Annotated in this window: 19 protein-coding genes; 9 read left to right on the top strand and 10 right to left on the bottom strand. The window is 34.9% G+C overall.

All coding sequences use genetic code 11. The annotated features are described in order from the left end of the window. Window positions 1-459, top strand: coding sequence for a heme-binding domain-containing protein (locus C1638_RS18565; RefSeq protein WP_109623447.1), 459 nt, complete (start codon window positions 1-3; stop codon window positions 457-459). Window positions 460-585: 126 nt separating this feature from the next. On the opposite strand, the gene C1638_RS18570 is transcribed toward C1638_RS18565, so the two are convergent. From C1638_RS18570 to C1638_RS18590, 5 genes are all read right to left on the bottom strand, one after another. After that, window positions 586-1,098, bottom strand: a complete 513-nt coding sequence (locus tag C1638_RS18570; RefSeq protein ID WP_109623448.1) for an NUDIX hydrolase — start codon at window positions 1,096-1,098, stop codon at window positions 586-588. Further along, on the bottom strand, window positions 1,095-2,009 hold the full coding sequence (gene xerD / locus C1638_RS18575; protein WP_109623449.1) for a site-specific tyrosine recombinase XerD: 915 nt from the start codon (window positions 2,007-2,009) through the stop codon (window positions 1,095-1,097). The genes C1638_RS18570 and xerD overlap by 4 nt, the downstream gene beginning before the upstream one ends. 6 nt (window positions 2,010-2,015) lie before the next feature. Next, the gene (locus C1638_RS18580) at window positions 2,016-2,438 is read right to left on the bottom strand and encodes a deoxycytidylate deaminase (protein WP_109623450.1); all 423 of its coding nucleotides are present in this window, start codon (window positions 2,436-2,438) and stop codon (window positions 2,016-2,018) included. A gap of 52 nt (window positions 2,439-2,490) precedes the next feature. Further along, window positions 2,491-3,258 carry an enoyl-CoA hydratase/isomerase family protein gene (locus C1638_RS18585; RefSeq protein ID WP_109623451.1) on the bottom strand — a complete coding sequence of 256 codons (768 nt, stop codon included), beginning with the start codon at window positions 3,256-3,258 and terminating at the stop codon, window positions 2,491-2,493. 105 nt (window positions 3,259-3,363) lie between these two features. Continuing rightward, entirely contained in the window at window positions 3,364-4,851 is a 1,488-nt protein-coding gene (locus tag C1638_RS18590) for a catalase (RefSeq protein WP_109623452.1), read from the bottom strand. A gap of 133 nt (window positions 4,852-4,984) precedes the next feature. Between C1638_RS18590 and C1638_RS18595 the strand changes: the two genes are divergently transcribed. The 6 genes from C1638_RS18595 to C1638_RS18620 all read left to right on the top strand — a co-directional run bounded on the left by C1638_RS18595 (window position 4,985) and on the right by C1638_RS18620 (window position 10,429). Next, the gene (locus C1638_RS18595) at window positions 4,985-5,935 is read left to right on the top strand and encodes a LysR substrate-binding domain-containing protein (protein WP_109623453.1); all 951 of its coding nucleotides are present in this window, start codon (window positions 4,985-4,987) and stop codon (window positions 5,933-5,935) included. Between the two features lie 235 nt (window positions 5,936-6,170). Beyond that, window positions 6,171-7,451, top strand: a complete 1,281-nt coding sequence (gene metK, locus C1638_RS18600) for a methionine adenosyltransferase (RefSeq protein WP_076356913.1) — start codon at window positions 6,171-6,173, stop codon at window positions 7,449-7,451. 84 nt (window positions 7,452-7,535) lie between these two features. Next, window positions 7,536-8,027: a hypothetical protein gene (locus tag C1638_RS18605; protein ID WP_109623454.1), complete on the top strand. Its 492-nt coding sequence runs from the start codon at window positions 7,536-7,538 to the stop codon at window positions 8,025-8,027. A gap of 196 nt (window positions 8,028-8,223) precedes the next feature. Continuing rightward, the gene (locus C1638_RS18610; protein WP_109623455.1) at window positions 8,224-8,814 is read left to right on the top strand and encodes an RNA polymerase sigma factor; all 591 of its coding nucleotides are present in this window, start codon (window positions 8,224-8,226) and stop codon (window positions 8,812-8,814) included. Between the two features lie 203 nt (window positions 8,815-9,017). Then, window positions 9,018-9,713 carry a YjjG family noncanonical pyrimidine nucleotidase gene (locus C1638_RS18615; RefSeq protein ID WP_109623456.1) on the top strand — a complete coding sequence of 232 codons (696 nt, stop codon included), beginning with the start codon at window positions 9,018-9,020 and terminating at the stop codon, window positions 9,711-9,713. Between the two features lie 266 nt (window positions 9,714-9,979). Beyond that, on the top strand, window positions 9,980-10,429 hold the full coding sequence (locus C1638_RS18620; protein ID WP_165826562.1) for a PepSY-like domain-containing protein: 450 nt from the start codon (window positions 9,980-9,982) through the stop codon (window positions 10,427-10,429). A gap of 51 nt (window positions 10,430-10,480) precedes the next feature. Here the strand turns inward: C1638_RS18620 and C1638_RS22710 are convergent, their stop codons facing one another. Then, window positions 10,481-10,612, bottom strand: a complete 132-nt coding sequence (locus C1638_RS22710; protein WP_262509811.1) for a hypothetical protein — start codon at window positions 10,610-10,612, stop codon at window positions 10,481-10,483. A 195-nt stretch (window positions 10,613-10,807) separates the two neighbouring features. On the opposite strand from C1638_RS22710, the gene C1638_RS18625 reads away from it, so the two are divergent. Both C1638_RS18625 and C1638_RS18630 read left to right on the top strand, forming a co-directional pair. Further along, window positions 10,808-11,479, top strand: coding sequence for a response regulator transcription factor (locus tag C1638_RS18625; RefSeq protein WP_109623458.1), 672 nt, complete (start codon window positions 10,808-10,810; stop codon window positions 11,477-11,479). Further along, window positions 11,479-12,765, top strand: coding sequence for a sensor histidine kinase (locus tag C1638_RS18630; protein ID WP_109623459.1), 1,287 nt, complete (start codon window positions 11,479-11,481; stop codon window positions 12,763-12,765). The genes C1638_RS18625 and C1638_RS18630 overlap by 1 nt, the downstream gene beginning before the upstream one ends. A gap of 84 nt (window positions 12,766-12,849) precedes the next feature. On the opposite strand, the gene trpS is transcribed toward C1638_RS18630, so the two are convergent. The 4 genes from trpS to C1638_RS18650 all read right to left on the bottom strand — a co-directional run bounded on the left by trpS (window position 12,850) and on the right by C1638_RS18650 (window position 15,538). Further along, complete coding sequence (trpS, locus tag C1638_RS18635) at window positions 12,850-13,818, bottom strand: tryptophan--tRNA ligase (protein WP_109623460.1); 969 nt, start codon at window positions 13,816-13,818, stop codon at window positions 12,850-12,852. A 228-nt stretch (window positions 13,819-14,046) separates the two neighbouring features. Continuing rightward, window positions 14,047-14,691, bottom strand: coding sequence for a SanA/YdcF family protein (locus C1638_RS18640; protein ID WP_109623461.1), 645 nt, complete (start codon window positions 14,689-14,691; stop codon window positions 14,047-14,049). Window positions 14,692-14,705: 14 nt separating this feature from the next. Further along, window positions 14,706-15,344 (bottom strand): lipoprotein signal peptidase, encoded by a 639-nt coding sequence (locus C1638_RS18645; RefSeq protein ID WP_109623462.1) that lies wholly within the window; start codon window positions 15,342-15,344, stop codon window positions 14,706-14,708. Further along, window positions 15,344-15,538, bottom strand: a complete 195-nt coding sequence (locus C1638_RS18650) for a DUF2683 family protein (protein WP_076356893.1) — start codon at window positions 15,536-15,538, stop codon at window positions 15,344-15,346. Before C1638_RS18650 ends, C1638_RS18645 begins: the two co-directional genes overlap by 1 nt. Window positions 15,539-15,550: the final 12 nt, after the last annotated feature.

Genomic DNA, 15,550 nt, shown 5'->3' on the forward strand with positions numbered 1-15,550 from the left:
ATGAAGATGGTAAAAAAAATCATATTTTGGGTTCTTGTGGCTTTTGCCCTGATCCAATTTATTCCTATCGATAGAGTTAATAAAGCTGTTGATTCCAAGGTGAATTTTGTTCAGATTAAGAACACCCCTGAAAAAATAAGTACATTGCTTAAGAACGCATGTTATGACTGTCATTCCAATGAAACGGTCTATCCTAAATATGCTTTTATTGCCCCTATTTCATGGTCTGTAAAGAGTCATGTAAATGAGGGACGCCAACATCTTAATTTTTCTATTTGGGGAACTTATAACAAAGAGCTTAAGGAGAATATGCTCGATAGGTCTATTGAGGCTCTTAAGCATAAGACAATGCCGTTTCCCGGATATATTGTTTACCATAAGGAAGCCAATCTTTCAGAAGCTGAAAGGTCATTGCTTATTCAGTATTTTGAAGAAATGTTGAAATCTAAGACCTATTAACTCCAGAAATTTCTAAAGTTATTTTTAATCATAAAAAATCTCTCGCAGATTTTGCAGATTCGGCAGATGATTATGATTTAATGATCCGCTTAATTTGCAAAATCTGCGAGAGAATATTTAGAAAAATTATTTCTTTAGATAATCCTCAAAGAATTTCTTCTGAGAATCAAAGGCGATGTCTTCAAGATGAAGTTCCTTCAAAGGAATCCATACCGCTTCTGAAATCTCTGAAATTTCTAGATTTACCTCAAATTTTTCCGAAACATTGTACTCATAAAAGAGATCAATTGTATTATAATCAATTTCCTTATACTGATAAATATTTGGAAGACTCGTAAGGTATTTCAGGTTTGAAATATTAATATCAAGCTGAAGTTCTTCAAAAAGTTCTCTTTTACAGGTTTCTTCTGCACTTTCCTTTGGATCAACGAAGCCTCCTGCCAAATCTAGTTTTCCTTTTTTAGGATCTCTGTTTCTTCGGGTAAGATAAATTTCGTTTTCACACCTGATGACAACAGCTACTGCACCTGCCACATTATGATAAAGTGAAAAACCACAATCAGGACAGCTCCATTTCTTTTCGCCATCCCAATGTAAGGACTCTTTGCCACAGCTTGGGCAATATTTCAATAACTTCATTGAGTAATATTCATATTTCTAGGGTGATAACTCAGGATAACATCCCTTAGTTCTTCTGTTTTCAGGTGAGTGTAGATCTCCGTTGTTGTAATACTGGAATGTCCCAGCATTTCCTGAATATAACGAAGGTCAGCTCCATTCTGTAGCAAATGAGTTGCAAAAGAATGTCTGAAAGTATGTGGAGAAATCTTTTTGTTAACCCCTGCTTTATCTGTAAGTTCTTTAATGATAAGAAAGACAATTACCCTAGACATGGATGTACCACGACTATTCAGGAATAAGGTGTCTTCATATTTCTTATTGATTTTACCCTTAGAGCGTACCTCTTTAATATAACTTTCCAACAACTCTGCTGTATAGTCAGCCAAAGGAACAAAACGGGTTTTGTTTCCCTTTCCATTGACTTTTATATACTGCTCTTTGAAGTTGATATTGGAGATCTTCAGGTCAATCAGTTCAGAAACACGGAGTCCGCAACCATACAGTACCTCAATGATACACTGGTTCCTTTTTCCAAGATCTGTATTGACCTCAATAGCTGCAATAATTCTGTTAATGTCAGGTAAACTTAAAGTATCAGGTAGATACAGTCCCAGTTTAGGGCCTTCAAGTAACGCCGCAGGATTGTCTTCACGATATTCATCCTCTAGTAGAAATTTGAAGAAAGACTTTATGGAAGATATCCATCTTGCCTGAGATCTCTCGCTGAATTTCTGCTTAGAAAGATTGAAAATGTATTCCTGCAGGTTTTCGTAGCCGATAGAATCTGGACCGACGTTTGCCAGATCTTCTTCTGCGTAATCTTTTAGTTTTTTAATGTCCCGAACGTAAGCGTCGAGCGTGTTTTCTGAAAAATTTCTTTCGAAGCGAAGAAATATTTCAAAATCTTTGATCTTTTCATCCCAAGTCATTTGTGCTTATTTTTTTAGTTCACAGTCCGATATTTGTTCTATTTCAATATTATGGTTTCTAAGGAACGATATCCCGTGATCATCCGAATACTCATTAATATACACCAGTCTTGCAATACCAGCCTGTAAGATTAGCTTACTGCATTCCTTACAGGGCGACAGCGTTAAATATAACGTTGCTCCTTTTGCTGATTGTGTAGAAGCCGCTAGTTTTAATATAGCGTTGGCTTCTGCATGTAATACATACCAGTGCGTTTTTCCCTCCCCATCTTCACAGCAGTTTTCGAATCCCGAAGGAGTTCCGTTGTAACCATCTGAAATAATCATCCTATCTTTTACGATAAGAGCCCCTACTTGTTTTCTCTTACAGTAGGAGAGTTTTGCCCATTCCTGAGCCATTTTTAGATAAGCTTTATCAAACTTATTCATACCGCAGCATTAGTTTTTTCGAAATAATTTGGATTAAAATCTTTTAAAAAGATTAGAAGTTTGGCTTTCTTTTCTCTAGGAAAGCAGTCACTCCTTCTTTTTTATCTTCCATTTCAAAAAGTTCCCCGAAATACTTGATTTCAGTTTCAAAACCTTTATCCGTGTCAGATAAATTTACGGCGTTTATAGCCTTGGATATTGCCATTGGTGAATTGTAGGCAATAGCGTTCGCTAATTCTTTCGTTTTGGTTAATAATTCTTCAATAGGGTATACTTCATTTACCAGGCCGATCTCTTTTGCTTTTTGAGCAGGGATCATTTTGGCAGAGAAGATCATTTCGTTGGCAATACCTTTTCCTACAAGCTTTGGAAGCCTTTGAGTTCCTCCGTATCCTGGAATTAATCCCAGAGTTACTTCAGGAAGACCCAGTCTGGCGTTTTCCGATGCATATCTGATGTGGCATGCCATGGCAAGCTCTAAACCTCCTCCTAATGCAAAACCGTTTACGGCTGCAATAACAGGTTTAGACATATTTTCAATTTTGTTGAACAGAGAATTTTGTCCATTTCTGGCAAGCTCTTCCGCTTTTTCCTGTCCAAAATCACTAAACTCTTTAATGTCAGCTCCAGCTACGAAAGACTTTTCTCCACTTCCTGTAAGGATAATTACTCTGCAGGAATTGTCTGCGTTAAGTTCATCCAGTGCTGTACTGATTTCCTGAATAGTTTTTGCATTTAAAGCATTTAAACTTTCAGGTCTGTTTATGGTAATGATAGATAATTTATCTTCCTTTTTTAATAATATATTTTCGTAACTCATTTTTCCACTTTAAAATATCATCCTCTGCAAATTATGAATTTTTTACAAAAAAAAGGAAAAAATATTATTTTTTTTTCCTTTTTTTTTATTTATTGTTCAATATGATTATTTGGAATGATTCATCATATTTGCATCAATATTTACGTTTAATTGTGAAGCTACTTTCATGCCAAGCTCAATGTTAGCACGGAAAAAGTGACACAATTGACGGTTAATAATCTCATCTTTTTTCGGTCCGCTGATTCCTTTCATACTTCCTACAATATTTTGAATCAGATGGTTTCTGTCATCAGCATTCATCGCCTTTGAGTAAAGAAGTCCCGGTTGAGTATAATGATCACTGTCATTATCATTTCTATTGTAGCTCGCAACATGGGCACTATCTAATTCATACTCATAGTTTTTGTAAGATGAATCCGCTTTAATGTCGTCGAAACTGTTCGGATGATAGTTGGGCTTGTCCTGGTAGTGACTTGAATCTGCCATATAACCATCTCTTTGATAATTATTAACAGCAAAAGGACATCTGTTTACTTCCAGCTGGTGAGCATTTACTCCCACTCTGTATCGATGTGCATCCGGATAGGAGAATAATCTTCCCTGAAGCATTTTATCTGGTGAGAAACTGATTCCGTTAATAAGGCTGCTTGGTGAAAATGTAGATTGTTCTACGTGTGCAAAATAGTTAACAGGAACTTCATTCAGCTCCATTTCTCCTACCTCAATCAATGGGAAATCATCATGAAACCATACCTTGGTTACGTCAAAAGGATTCCATCTGAAATCTTTTGCTTGTTCCTCGGTCATCACCTGGATGTACATTGTCCATTTCGGGAAATCTCCATTTTCAATCGCATTGCAAAGGTCTTCCTGTGCAAAGTCCGGATTTTCTCCTGCCATTTTTACAGCCTCTTCATCCGTGAAGTTTTTTATACCTTGTTTTGTCTTAAAGTGGAACTTCACCCATACTCTTTCATTTTTATCGTTGATCATGGAGAAAGCATGAGATCCGAAGCCATGCATATGTCTATAGCCATAAGGAGTTCCTCTGTCTGACATTAATATAAGAACCTGATGAAGTGATTCAGGATTTAAGCTCCAGAAATCCCACATCATTGTGGCACTTTTTAAATTAGTCTTAGGTAACCTTTTTTGGGTATGTATAAAATCCGGGAATTTTTTCGCATCCTTAATAAAGAATACAGGAGTATTGTTTCCTACAAGATCCCAATTTCCATCTTCAGTATAAAATTTTAAGGCAAAACCTCTAGGATCTCTAGCGGTATCTGCACTTCCTTTTTCGCCACCAACGGTAGAAAAACGGGCAAACATTCTGCATGAGTTTCCTACTTTTGAAAACAAATTTGCTTTTGTGTACTGGCTAATGTCATGCGTTACGGTAAAGGTTCCGTATGCTCCGCTTCCTTTGGCGTGTACAATTCTTTCAGGAATTCTTTCCCTAACGAAATGTGCAAGATTTTCCTGAAGAATAAAGTCCTGCAGCAATACCGGGCCTCTTGGTCCTACCGTCTGGGAATCCTGATGCTCAAAATAAGGTGCGCCGTTGCTTAACGTTAATTTTTTAGAATCCATATAATTGATGATTTTGAATAATTGTTTCCTTTTTCTAAATCGAAGTGTAAAGGTAGTGAATATCAAATTTACTTGAATTTTTAATTGCTAATAACAAAAACGTTATATCTTTGTAATAGATAATATTAATCAAATGAACATTCAGCAACTTGAATATCTTATCGCTGTTGATAAGTATAAACATTTTGGTAAAGCAGCTCAGGCTTGCTTCATTACCCAACCTACGTTAAGTGCCATGATACAGAAATTTGAGGACGAACTGGATGTAAAGGTTTTTGACAGAACAACTCACCCAATCCGTACTACGGATGTAGGTCTTCAGATCATTGATCAGGCCAAGGTGATTATAGAATCTGTCAATGAGCTGAAAAATAAAGCTAACCTTTTGAATAATATTTTAGGAGGAACAATTAATCTGGGAATCATTCCTACGGTTTCTTCATTTATCCTGCCTACGGAAATCTTTAAATTCCTTGAAGACAATCCGAAGATCCAGATGAATGTAAAGGAAATGACAACTGATAATATTATTAAAGCTCTAAAAGCCGGAGAATTGGACGCGGGAATTATTTCCACTCCTTATGATACTGCTGATGAGTTTTATCAGGATTTCTTATTCAACGAAGAATTAATGATCTACAGTTCCAATACTGAAGCGAACAAAAAGAATTCTTACATCATCCCTGAGGATCTTAATGTAGAAAAGGTATGGTTGCTTGAAGAAGGAAACTGTCTTAGAAATCAGTTTGAAAATATCTGTCATCTGAAAGAAAATACTCTGAAGCCTAAAAATTTAGATTTCCTGGCTTCCAATATTCAAACCTTGGTACATATGGTGGATAAGGTAGGAGGGATTAGTATTCTTCCGGAATTGGCATTGAGCCAGCTTTCTGAAGAACAGAAAAAGAATGTCTTCAGATTCAAGAAACCTTTCCCTTACAGAGAGATCAGTATTATTTATTATAAGCCCACCTTTAAGCAGAAGATTATTGATGAATTATCACATTCTATCAAAAGTTCTTTAGAACTTAAACTGAATTATCACGCAAGTCCGAAAGAATTTGTAAGCATAAAGCCTCAGTAATTGAAAGGCTTTAAAGTGATATAAATCATTAATTTAAAGAAAATTATAATTAGTAAACAAAAATTTTGAGTATTACAAAAATAGTGCTTAAATTTGCTGACGTTTACCACGAGGAAAAATTTGACCTGATTGCAACCTCTATAAAAAAATGCTAAAACAGTATTCTTTTTTCGGGCAATTTTATTCTTATTTTTCTTCGTCAATATTTTTTTAATCTAAAAAAACAAAGAATAATATGTCTTATTTATTTACATCTGAATCAGTTTCAGAAGGACATCCGGATAAAATTGCAGATCAAATTTCTGATGCATTAATCGACAATTTCTTAGCGTACGATAAAAGTTCAAAAGTAGCATGTGAAACTTTAGTAACTACAGGACAGGTAGTATTGGCTGGAGAAGTAAAATCTGATGCTTATCTTGACGTTCAAACAATTGCTAGAGAAGTAATCAATGGTATTGGTTATACAAAAGGTGAATATATGTTCAACGGAGATTCTTGTGGAGTTATCTCTGCAATCCATGAACAGTCACCTGATATTAACCAAGGAGTAGATAGAGCTGTAAATGATGAATCTTTTGAGGCTAAAGCAAATGCACAAGGTGCTGGTGACCAAGGAATGATGTTTGGATATGCTACCAATGAAACGGCAAACTATATGCCTCTTGCTTTGGATTTAGCACATACAATTCTTAAGGAACTTTCTGCAATCAGAAGAGAGAATAAGGAGATCACTTATCTTCGTCCTGATGCGAAAAGCCAGGTGACTATTGAGTATTCTGACGATCATAAGCCAATCAGAATTGATTCTATCGTAGTTTCTACTCAACACGATGACTTCGGAGCAGAAGAAGAAATGTTGAACAAGATCCGTGAAGATATCAAGAGCATTCTTGTTCCTAGAGTGGTTGCACAGCAGACAGAGGAGATCAAGGCTTTATTCAACGATCAAATTAAATATCACATCAACCCTACAGGAAAATTTGTAATCGGTGGTCCTCACGGAGATACTGGTCTTACAGGTAGAAAAATCATTGTTGATACATACGGTGGTAAAGGAGCTCACGGTGGTGGTGCTTTTTCTGGAAAAGATCCATCAAAAGTAGACAGAAGTGCTGCGTATGCTACAAGACACATTGCTAAGAACTTGGTAGCAGCAGGTATTGCTGACGAAGTTTTGGTACAGGTTTCTTATGCTATCGGAGTAGCTGAGCCTTGTGGTTTATACATCAATACTTACGGAACTGCAAAAGTTGATCTTCACGATGGTGATATCGCTAAGAAAGTTTCTACTATCTTTGATTTAAGACCTTATGCTATCGAGCAGAACTTAAAATTAAGAAACCCTATCTATCAGGAAACAGCTTCTTACGGGCACATGGGTAAAGAGCATTATATAGCTGATAAAACATTCAACAAAGGTCATAAGAATGAACTTACGTTGAAAGATCTTGAGTTCTTTACTTGGGAGAAACTAGACAAAGTAGAGGAAATTAAAGCCGCTTTCGGAATTTAATTTTTTCCTTGGAATAAATATATGAACTGCTTTATCCTCTGATAAGGCAGTTTTTTTTAATTTTACATTATAATAAATAGAGAGATGATGAATTTTCGAACTGCAATTACAATCCTATCCCTGTTTTTGCTAAGCACATTGGCAAAAGCTCAGTATACCATGCACAAAATGATTACGGTAGGGTATACCTATCAAAATCAAAGTTTTGGAGAAGTAGGAGGTAAATTGCTTTTTCTTAAAAATGATGATGTAATTTACAGATTGGGAGGTTCTGCCTTAATGGGAGTTGCCGATTCCAAATTTGCCATTATGCCGAAGCTTCAGGCAGATGTATTGCTTAATTTTGAAAAGAATGTAGATTTCTATCATTCCTATTACTTTTTAGTAGGAGCGGAGGGGACCAACAAGTATATAGCCCCGAAAATAGGTGTTACTTTATTTGGAATGCTGGATCTTACAGGAGGCTATGCTTTCCCTATCGGAGATACCCGATTAAACGGAAAAGAAATGAAAGGTCTAAATATTAATTTTACATTAAATATCCCTACTGTCTTTATTCATGACATGTTTAAATGATTTTTTTTAAATTTTTATTGTGAAAATTTAATAATAGCTTAACAGTTATTAAAAAATTATTATATTTACACCATAATATAAGTGTACCGCCTATTGAAGAGACTCTACTCTAGAAAACTGTTTTGTATATACAGCAAAGGCCAGATGAAATATCTGGAGGATTACCTGTCTGCAAATATTTATATTGAGAAGAGTTATGAAATCAAAATCGGATAGTTTACTAATTTCGCTTTACCAGAAAGGTGACGAGGGAGCATTGTCAACCCTCATTCATCGCCACCAGAGAGAGCTGTTTACATTCATTTTTTACAAAATTAATGATGAAGATTTAGCCAACGATGTTTTTCAGGATACATTCATGAAAATTATTGTTATGCTAAAGGAAGGACGTTATAACGAAGAGGGTAAATTTATCCTTTGGGCCAAAAGAATCTCCCACAACCTAATCATCGACCATTTCAGATCAAAAGCCAAAAATATCAAGGTTTCAGAAACTACGTTTGAAACTGATGAATATTCTATTTTTGACCTGATTAGAGAGCCTTCAGAAAATATCGAAGATCAATTGGTAACCAACCAGATTCAGGAAGACTTATTGAGAATGCTATTGTTTCTTCCACAAAATCAGCAAGAAGTAATCAAATTAAGATTCTTTGACGGGCTGAGCTTTAAGGAAATTGCAGATCATACAGATATGAGCATTAATACTACACTGGGAAGAGTAAGGTATGCGCTTATAAACCTGAGAAAAATCATGGAGGAAAATAACATAATATTAACCAGATAGATAATATTTTGTAAAATTTCACGTTTTTAAGGAAAACATACTTCGCCTATGAAAAAAAATGATTCCTTAAAAGTGAAAACTTTGAAACCTAAGAAACAAACCATTGATTTTTTGCTCAATTTTTCTAAAAATCTTGAAATTGTGAAAAGCAAGAGCAAGAATTATCCTATCTCAAAAAATTAAAATTATTAACTTTGTGCTGTATGAAAATGCAGCACGTTTTTTTTGACCTGGACAATACGCTCTGGGATCATCGCAGAAATGCCTACCTAACCATCAAAGAACTTTTCGAAAAAAAGGAAATAACTTCGAAGTACAATATCGGCTTTGAAGAATTTCATGATGTTTACCATGAGATCAATGAAAGCCTTTGGGAAAAGATAAGAGATGGGATTATTGGCAAAGAGTATTTGAGAGAACACCGTTTTTATGATTCCTTCATGCATTTTGGAGTGGATAATAAAGAACTGTCACTTTATTTTGAAGAACATTTTCTGGATAACATCGTAAGCCATAATGAATTGGTGGAAGGTGCGGAAGATATTCTTGATTATTTAAAGGCTAAGAATTATACGTTACACATTATTTCTAATGGGTTTCAGGATGTAACGGAAAGAAAATGTACCCTATCAGGTATCGCACCTTATTTTAAAACTATTACCAGTGCTGACGCTGTGGGAGTAAGAAAACCTAATCCGAGGATTTTTGAATACTCTCTGGGGCTTTCTGATGCTAAAAAAGAAGAGAGTATCCTTATCGGTGATGACTGGATTGCGGATGCCATGGGAGCAAGAGACTTTGGAATGGATTCTATTTTCTTTGATGTCTATAAGGAAGACAAAAAGGAAACAGGGTTAAAGGCTATTACTCACCTTCATCAGATCAAGGAATATCTATAATTATTCCGGATAAAGCTTAAACGCAAATTTATAATTAAACCATTAAGACTATTGAAGCTCTTAAGAGAAAGGCTTACTGTATTGTGAACCTAATGAAGCTATAACGCTTTAATTCTCTTAAAAACTTACTTACCTTAATGGTTTAATTATATCTCCTATTCTTATCTTTTTTTATCACTTTATTTTTATCCATTAAGTTTTTCCCAATTCTTTCCTAAATTGATTTGGACCTTTGCTCTATAATAATGACAGAAAAACTTAATGTTATGAAAAATGTAAAGAAAATCACAGCAGTATTTATTTTAATTTTTATGTTAATGGGAAGCTTAATGTTTGCACAAGACAGAGCTATTAACCCTAATCAACTGCCTAAGACGGCGAAAACTTTCCTTGCGGCTCACTTTAAGGGTATTGCTGTAAGTTCAGTGATAGAAGACAGAGAAATCTATGGCGTGGATGATTACAAAGTATACCTAAATAACGGAATGAAAATGGAATTTGACAGCAACGGAAACTGGAAAGAAGTGGATGGAAAACATCAGAAAGTTCCTTATGGTTTTATTCCTGCATCTATTAAAAACTATAGTACAAAAAATTTCCCCAATACTTATATCATTAAGATAGAAAAGAAAAGATGGTCTTATAAGGCTGAACTTTCCAACGGGCTGGAGCTGGAGTTTGACAAAAGCGGAAATTTTAAAAGAATTGACGACTAATTCTGAGTTAAATGCTAACAATAAAATTTTAATAGTATGGTTAATTGGAGTTTAATAAGCAGCAATGGAAGAAAATCTTCTTCCGGTAAGATTAGAAAAAGTATTGTGTCTTTTATGACCAAGCACCATCCATGCAGCGTGGTTAGTTCCATCGAAAAAAAATATAGTGCCTATAAAATTCATTTAATGAGCGGGTTGTGTCTCATTTTTGATGCTGATGGACGCTTTGTGAAATCAAATTAATTTTTAAAAGAAAGGAATCAGAGGACTAAAGAATGTTGAAATGACAAGCTTTAGTCTTCTGGCTTCCAACTTTATAATTTCATATATTTGATATAAGTTTAATCATGCAGTAAAGCATTACAAACCACTGGTAGTATGAAGATTTTAATAGTAGAAGATGAACCGGACCTAAGAGATACTGTACAGAGATTTCTGGAAGCAGAACATTTCATTGTAGAATGTGCAGAGAACTACAGTTCCGGATTGGAAAAGATTATTTCCTATGAATATGATTGCATTCTTCTGGATATTATGCTGCCTGACGGAAGTGGAATAGACTTGTTGAGAGAAATAAAGAAGCTGCACAAAAAAGATCCGGTAATCATTCTGTCTGCCAAAGATTCGGTGGATGATAAAGTAACCGGACTGGAAATTGGAGCAGATGATTATCTTGCAAAACCCTTTCATCTTGCAGAGCTGATGGCGAGGATAAGATCTGTAATAAGAAGAAAAAATCAGGATGGGGAGAATATTATCAAATATAAAAATATAAGCATTGATCCGGAAAACAGAAATGTAAAGGTTGGTGATGAGGAATTAGCCCTTAACCGTAAGGAATATGATCTTTTGTATTACTTTGTCATTCATCCGGAAAAAACATTGCAAAAAACTACTTTGGCGGAGGCCATCTGGGGAGATTACATAGATCAGGCAGACAGCCTTGACTTTATTTACTCGCAAATCAAAAATCTTCGTAAAAAGCTGAAAACACTGAATGCGGAAGCTGACTTTCAGGCAGTATACGGAATAGGATATAAATTTGTCTAATGAAGGTTTCTTTAAAATATTATACGATCAAGTACCTTATCATGATCCTCCTGCTGATTATAGCGGTTTGGGCAGGATTATTTTATGCCTATATTCTGGATGAAGTACATGATAATGTGGATGATGGACTAAAAGATCGTAAAATACAGATTATTAAGGCCGTGTATCTTAATCCTCAGTTGTTAAAGAATAATGATTTTGGCTTCAATGAATTCAAAATCATGCCTATTAATGCCGGAGATTATAAAAATAAAAGCAGGCTCTATAATAAGATGTATTATATGGAGTATGACGATAAAGATCAACCTTACAGGGTACTTGAGGCAGACTTTATTGATCAGTTCAAGAATCATCGGAGACTGGTGATCAGAACTTCTACTGTGGAGGAAGATGAATTAATCTATGACCTTACCACTGCATTAATTGTGCTTTATATTGTTTTGGTGATAAGCATTGTTGTCGTTAATGGATATCTCCTTAATAAAGCCATGCGCCCTTTCTATTTAATTTTGGATAAGCTTAAAAAATATCAGTTTGGAATTCCGTTTTCACAGGAAGAACAAAGCTATAGGATAAAAGAGTTTGAAGAATTGAATGTTGAAATCAATGAAATGATTGAGCGTAATGAATTGGTCTTCTATCAACAAAAGCAATTTATTGAAAATGCCTCCCATGAGCTTCAGACACCGCTTGCTATTGTTATCAATAAAATAGACCTCCTGATTCAGAATGAAGATCTTGATAAAAAGAACCTGAACTTTCTTACAGAGGTTAAAACTGACCTCAGAAGAATGGTAGGATTGAATAAATCACTGTTAATGCTCTCTAAAATAGAGAACAGTCAGTTTAATACCATGTCTGGGGTAGATTTTAATACCATGATTCATAAACTGGTTCAGAATTATGAAGACTTTATAGCATTTAAAAAAGTTGATGTCAATATCATTGAAAAAGGAAATTTTCAGGCAGATTTTAATAAGGACCTTGCAGATATTCTGTTGTCTAATCTTCTTAAAAATGCCATTAAATACAATAATGAAGAAAGAACGTTAAATATTATTATTGAGACAGACAGGATTACTTTTCAAAATAGTGGTACATCTGTTCCACTGGATAAATCACAGATTTTTAACCGCTTCTATAAACAAGGTTCTGATCACGGTTCAACAGGGTTAGGGCTATCCATCATTAAAACGATTATTAAACAATATCCCAGCTGGGATATTCTCTATGAATTTGATGATAAAATGCACTATTTTATTCTTGTAAAAAATAAGATTAGATAGTCTAAATATTTCAAAACAAACGATATTGATACATAGAAAAAGCCCCTCAATTTGAAGGGCTTTCTTATGTTTTGAAGCTTGTGATTAAAAACCTAAGCTTGTTCTTACTCTTTTAAGGGTTTCCAAAGCAACTGGTCTGGTCTTTTCTGCCCCTTGTTGTAATTTTGCTTCCAGTTCGTCCAGATTGTTCATATAATAAGTGAACGTTTCTCTTTCTTTAGCAAAACGTACCAAAATAAGGTCTAAAAGCTCTTTTTTAGCATGTCCGTACCCAAAGTTTCCGGCAAGATATTTTGCTCTTAATTCTTCAGTCTGTTCCGGTGTAGCGATCAATTGATAAATAGCAAACACTTTATCAGTTTCAGGGTCTTTAGGTTCTTCTAAGCCTTTAGAATCAGTCTCAATACTCATCACCTGTTTTTTCAATTCCTTTTCAGGTAAGAAAATATTGATAATATTTCCCATGGATTTAGACATCTTACGTCCGTCTGTCCCTGGAACATATTTTGTGTCTTCCTGAAGCTCAGATTGCGGAAGAACAAGAATTTCACCCATCTGATTATTAAATCTTGAAGCTACATCTCTTGCAAACTCTAAATGCTGAAGCTGATCTTTTCCTACAGGAACAACCTCCGCATCATATAATAAAATATCTGCAGCCATCAAAATAGGATAGGTAAACAGACCTGCATTTACGTCCTGAAGACGATCTGCCTTATCTTTAAATGAATGCGCTAATGTTAATCTTTGATAAGGAAAAAAACATGATAAATGCCAAGATAGTTCACAGGTTTCAGCGATATCACTTTGTCTGTAGAAGAATGTTTTTTCGGTATCTAATCCACAAGCAAGCCAAGCCGCAGCAATCTCGTAGGTATTTTGTCTTAAAGTCTGCGCATCCTTAATCTGGGTAAGCGTATGAAGATTCGCAATAAATAAAAATGATTCATTTCCCTCCTGCTTAGAAAGTTCGATAGCAGGAATAATTGCCCCAAGTAAATTTCCAAGATGGGGAGTTCCGGTGGCTTGAATGCCGGTAAGAATTCTTGACATTTGTTTAAAATTTATATTTAAAAATTAATGAATTGCAAATTTACGAGGTTTACAGGGAATAACGAATGAAAAAGAGCAAAAGATTAAACACACCGTTATTAAAATTCAATAGAGATGGGCTTTACCCCGCCTGAAAATAGACTAATTCATCGAATGGTTTTAGCCAAAACCTAATATATTTTTACTCAATCATTTATAAAAATCCATGTAATCCGTGTTTAAATAAAATTAAGGAATTATGATCTTCTCTCCACCAAATTTAGGTTCTACTCCAAGTAGTAAGTCCCAATACGCTTTAGCTTTGGCAAGATATTCCCTTATATTAGTCTTTAACCCTGCATATTTATTCACATCTTCAGCATTATACCCAAAGGCTTTCATTCCATTTTTTTGAGCAAGGAAAACCGCTCTTTCATTGTGGAACTTTTGGGAAATAATTACAATTTTGGTTTGCCCAAAGATATCTTTTGCTCTTACTACAGAATCCAACGTTCGGAATCCGGCATGATCCAGTATGATTCTATCCTGTGGGACTCCCTGCTGAACCAGTGCAAACTGCATATCTTCCGGTTCATTATAATCTTTGCTGCTGTTGTCACCACTTACGATGATATATTGAATCTTTCCACTTTTATACAGATCGGTAGCTGCCTTGATTCTGTTGTAGAAATAGGCATTCGGCATACCGTTGCTTAAGGTTTTTCCTGTTCCTAACAATAATGCAGTTTTTGCCTCGGGAACATCTTTAATATTATAAGATACAAGTGGTGCACTTTCATTTTTGATGCTATAATTGGCCCAGGCAATAAAAATAATTCCTGCAACGAAAAGAAGCAGGAAAAATTTAAAAATATTTGTGATAATTTTTTTCATTTAAGATAAATCTTTTAAAACTCAAGTCCGTTCGGAAAGGCTTTTTTTCTAAAGATTAATAAGAATGTAGCTCCCACCGTAATAGCTGAATCAGCAACATTGAAAATATATTTGAAGAACTCAATATGCTTTCCGCCAATTAATGGCCAGCTATCAGGTACATACCAATCTACCAATGGGAAGTGGAACATATCTACAACACATCCTTTCATAAAGCTGGAATATCCCTGCCCAAAAGGAACAATCTTGGATATTCCACCATAATCCAGCCATCGGTCAATACTTGGGTCATAAACTGATCCGCTATCGAAGATCATTCCATAAAACATTCCGTCAATAAGGTTTCCTATTGCTCCGGCAAAGATGATAGACATTGGAATTAAGAGATAGTTTGAAGCACCTTCTTTCAACCATTTTTTAAACATGTAAACCATCCCTCCGATTAAGAAAACTCTTAAAATCACGAGTAAATATTTTCCGATAATTCCTCCGAAATGAAACCCGTAGGCCATGCCTGGGTTTTCTACAAACGTTAGTTTAAAACCGGGAAAAATAGAAACACTGTCTCCTAAATTAAAATTAGTTTTAATATAAATTTTAGAAGCCTGGTCTATTAACAATACCAAAAATGTGATAGCTAATATCTTTTTCATTACTCTCCTTTTGGTTTTGAAGGTTTATTAGCTGGTTTTATATTTTTGTTATCGCTTGCTTTCTTGATCACTTTTTGCCCATTAAATGAACTTTTAACATGAGCTTTCTCAAATTTAATGTTCATTTCTTTTAAAACACCTTTCAGAGCACTAAGCTCCATTGCATTTTTCGGATGTACTATAATAGATTCCATTTCTTATATTTA

This window comes from Chryseobacterium oncorhynchi, from assembly GCF_002899895.1.
In the GTDB taxonomy this organism is placed as follows: Bacteria; Bacteroidota; Bacteroidia; order Flavobacteriales; family Weeksellaceae; genus Chryseobacterium; species Chryseobacterium oncorhynchi.

Bases quoted from the DNA above. Each gene is read 5' to 3' on its own strand.
- C1638_RS18565 (WP_109623447.1), top strand. From the start codon at position 1: ATGAAGATGGTAAAAAAAATCATATTTTGGGTTCTTGTGGCTTTTGCC.
- C1638_RS18570 (WP_109623448.1), bottom strand. From the start codon at position 1,098: ATGAAGTTATTGAAATATTGCCCAAGCTGTGGCAAAGAGTCCTTACAT.
- xerD (WP_109623449.1), bottom strand. From the start codon at position 2,009: ATGACTTGGGATGAAAAGATCAAAGATTTTGAAATATTTCTTCGCTTC.
- C1638_RS18580 (WP_109623450.1), bottom strand. From the start codon at position 2,438: ATGAATAAGTTTGATAAAGCTTATCTAAAAATGGCTCAGGAATGGGCA.
- C1638_RS18585 (WP_109623451.1), bottom strand. From the start codon at position 3,258: ATGAGTTACGAAAATATATTATTAAAAAAGGAAGATAAATTATCTATC.
- C1638_RS18590 (WP_109623452.1), bottom strand. From the start codon at position 4,851: ATGGATTCTAAAAAATTAACGTTAAGCAACGGCGCACCTTATTTTGAG.
- C1638_RS18595 (WP_109623453.1), top strand. From the start codon at position 4,985: ATGAACATTCAGCAACTTGAATATCTTATCGCTGTTGATAAGTATAAA.
- metK (WP_076356913.1), top strand. From the start codon at position 6,171: ATGTCTTATTTATTTACATCTGAATCAGTTTCAGAAGGACATCCGGAT.
- C1638_RS18605 (WP_109623454.1), top strand. From the start codon at position 7,536: ATGATGAATTTTCGAACTGCAATTACAATCCTATCCCTGTTTTTGCTA.
- C1638_RS18610 (WP_109623455.1), top strand. From the start codon at position 8,224: ATGAAATCAAAATCGGATAGTTTACTAATTTCGCTTTACCAGAAAGGT.
- C1638_RS18615 (WP_109623456.1), top strand. From the start codon at position 9,018: ATGAAAATGCAGCACGTTTTTTTTGACCTGGACAATACGCTCTGGGAT.
- C1638_RS18620 (WP_165826562.1), top strand. From the start codon at position 9,980: ATGAAAAATGTAAAGAAAATCACAGCAGTATTTATTTTAATTTTTATG.
- C1638_RS22710 (WP_262509811.1), bottom strand. From the start codon at position 10,612: ATGAATTTTATAGGCACTATATTTTTTTTCGATGGAACTAACCACGCT.
- C1638_RS18625 (WP_109623458.1), top strand. From the start codon at position 10,808: ATGAAGATTTTAATAGTAGAAGATGAACCGGACCTAAGAGATACTGTA.
- C1638_RS18630 (WP_109623459.1), top strand. From the start codon at position 11,479: ATGAAGGTTTCTTTAAAATATTATACGATCAAGTACCTTATCATGATC.
- trpS (WP_109623460.1), bottom strand. From the start codon at position 13,818: ATGTCAAGAATTCTTACCGGCATTCAAGCCACCGGAACTCCCCATCTT.
- C1638_RS18640 (WP_109623461.1), bottom strand. From the start codon at position 14,691: ATGAAAAAAATTATCACAAATATTTTTAAATTTTTCCTGCTTCTTTTC.
- C1638_RS18645 (WP_109623462.1), bottom strand. From the start codon at position 15,344: ATGAAAAAGATATTAGCTATCACATTTTTGGTATTGTTAATAGACCAG.
- C1638_RS18650 (WP_076356893.1), bottom strand. From the start codon at position 15,538: ATGGAATCTATTATAGTACATCCGAAAAATGCAATGGAGCTTAGTGCT.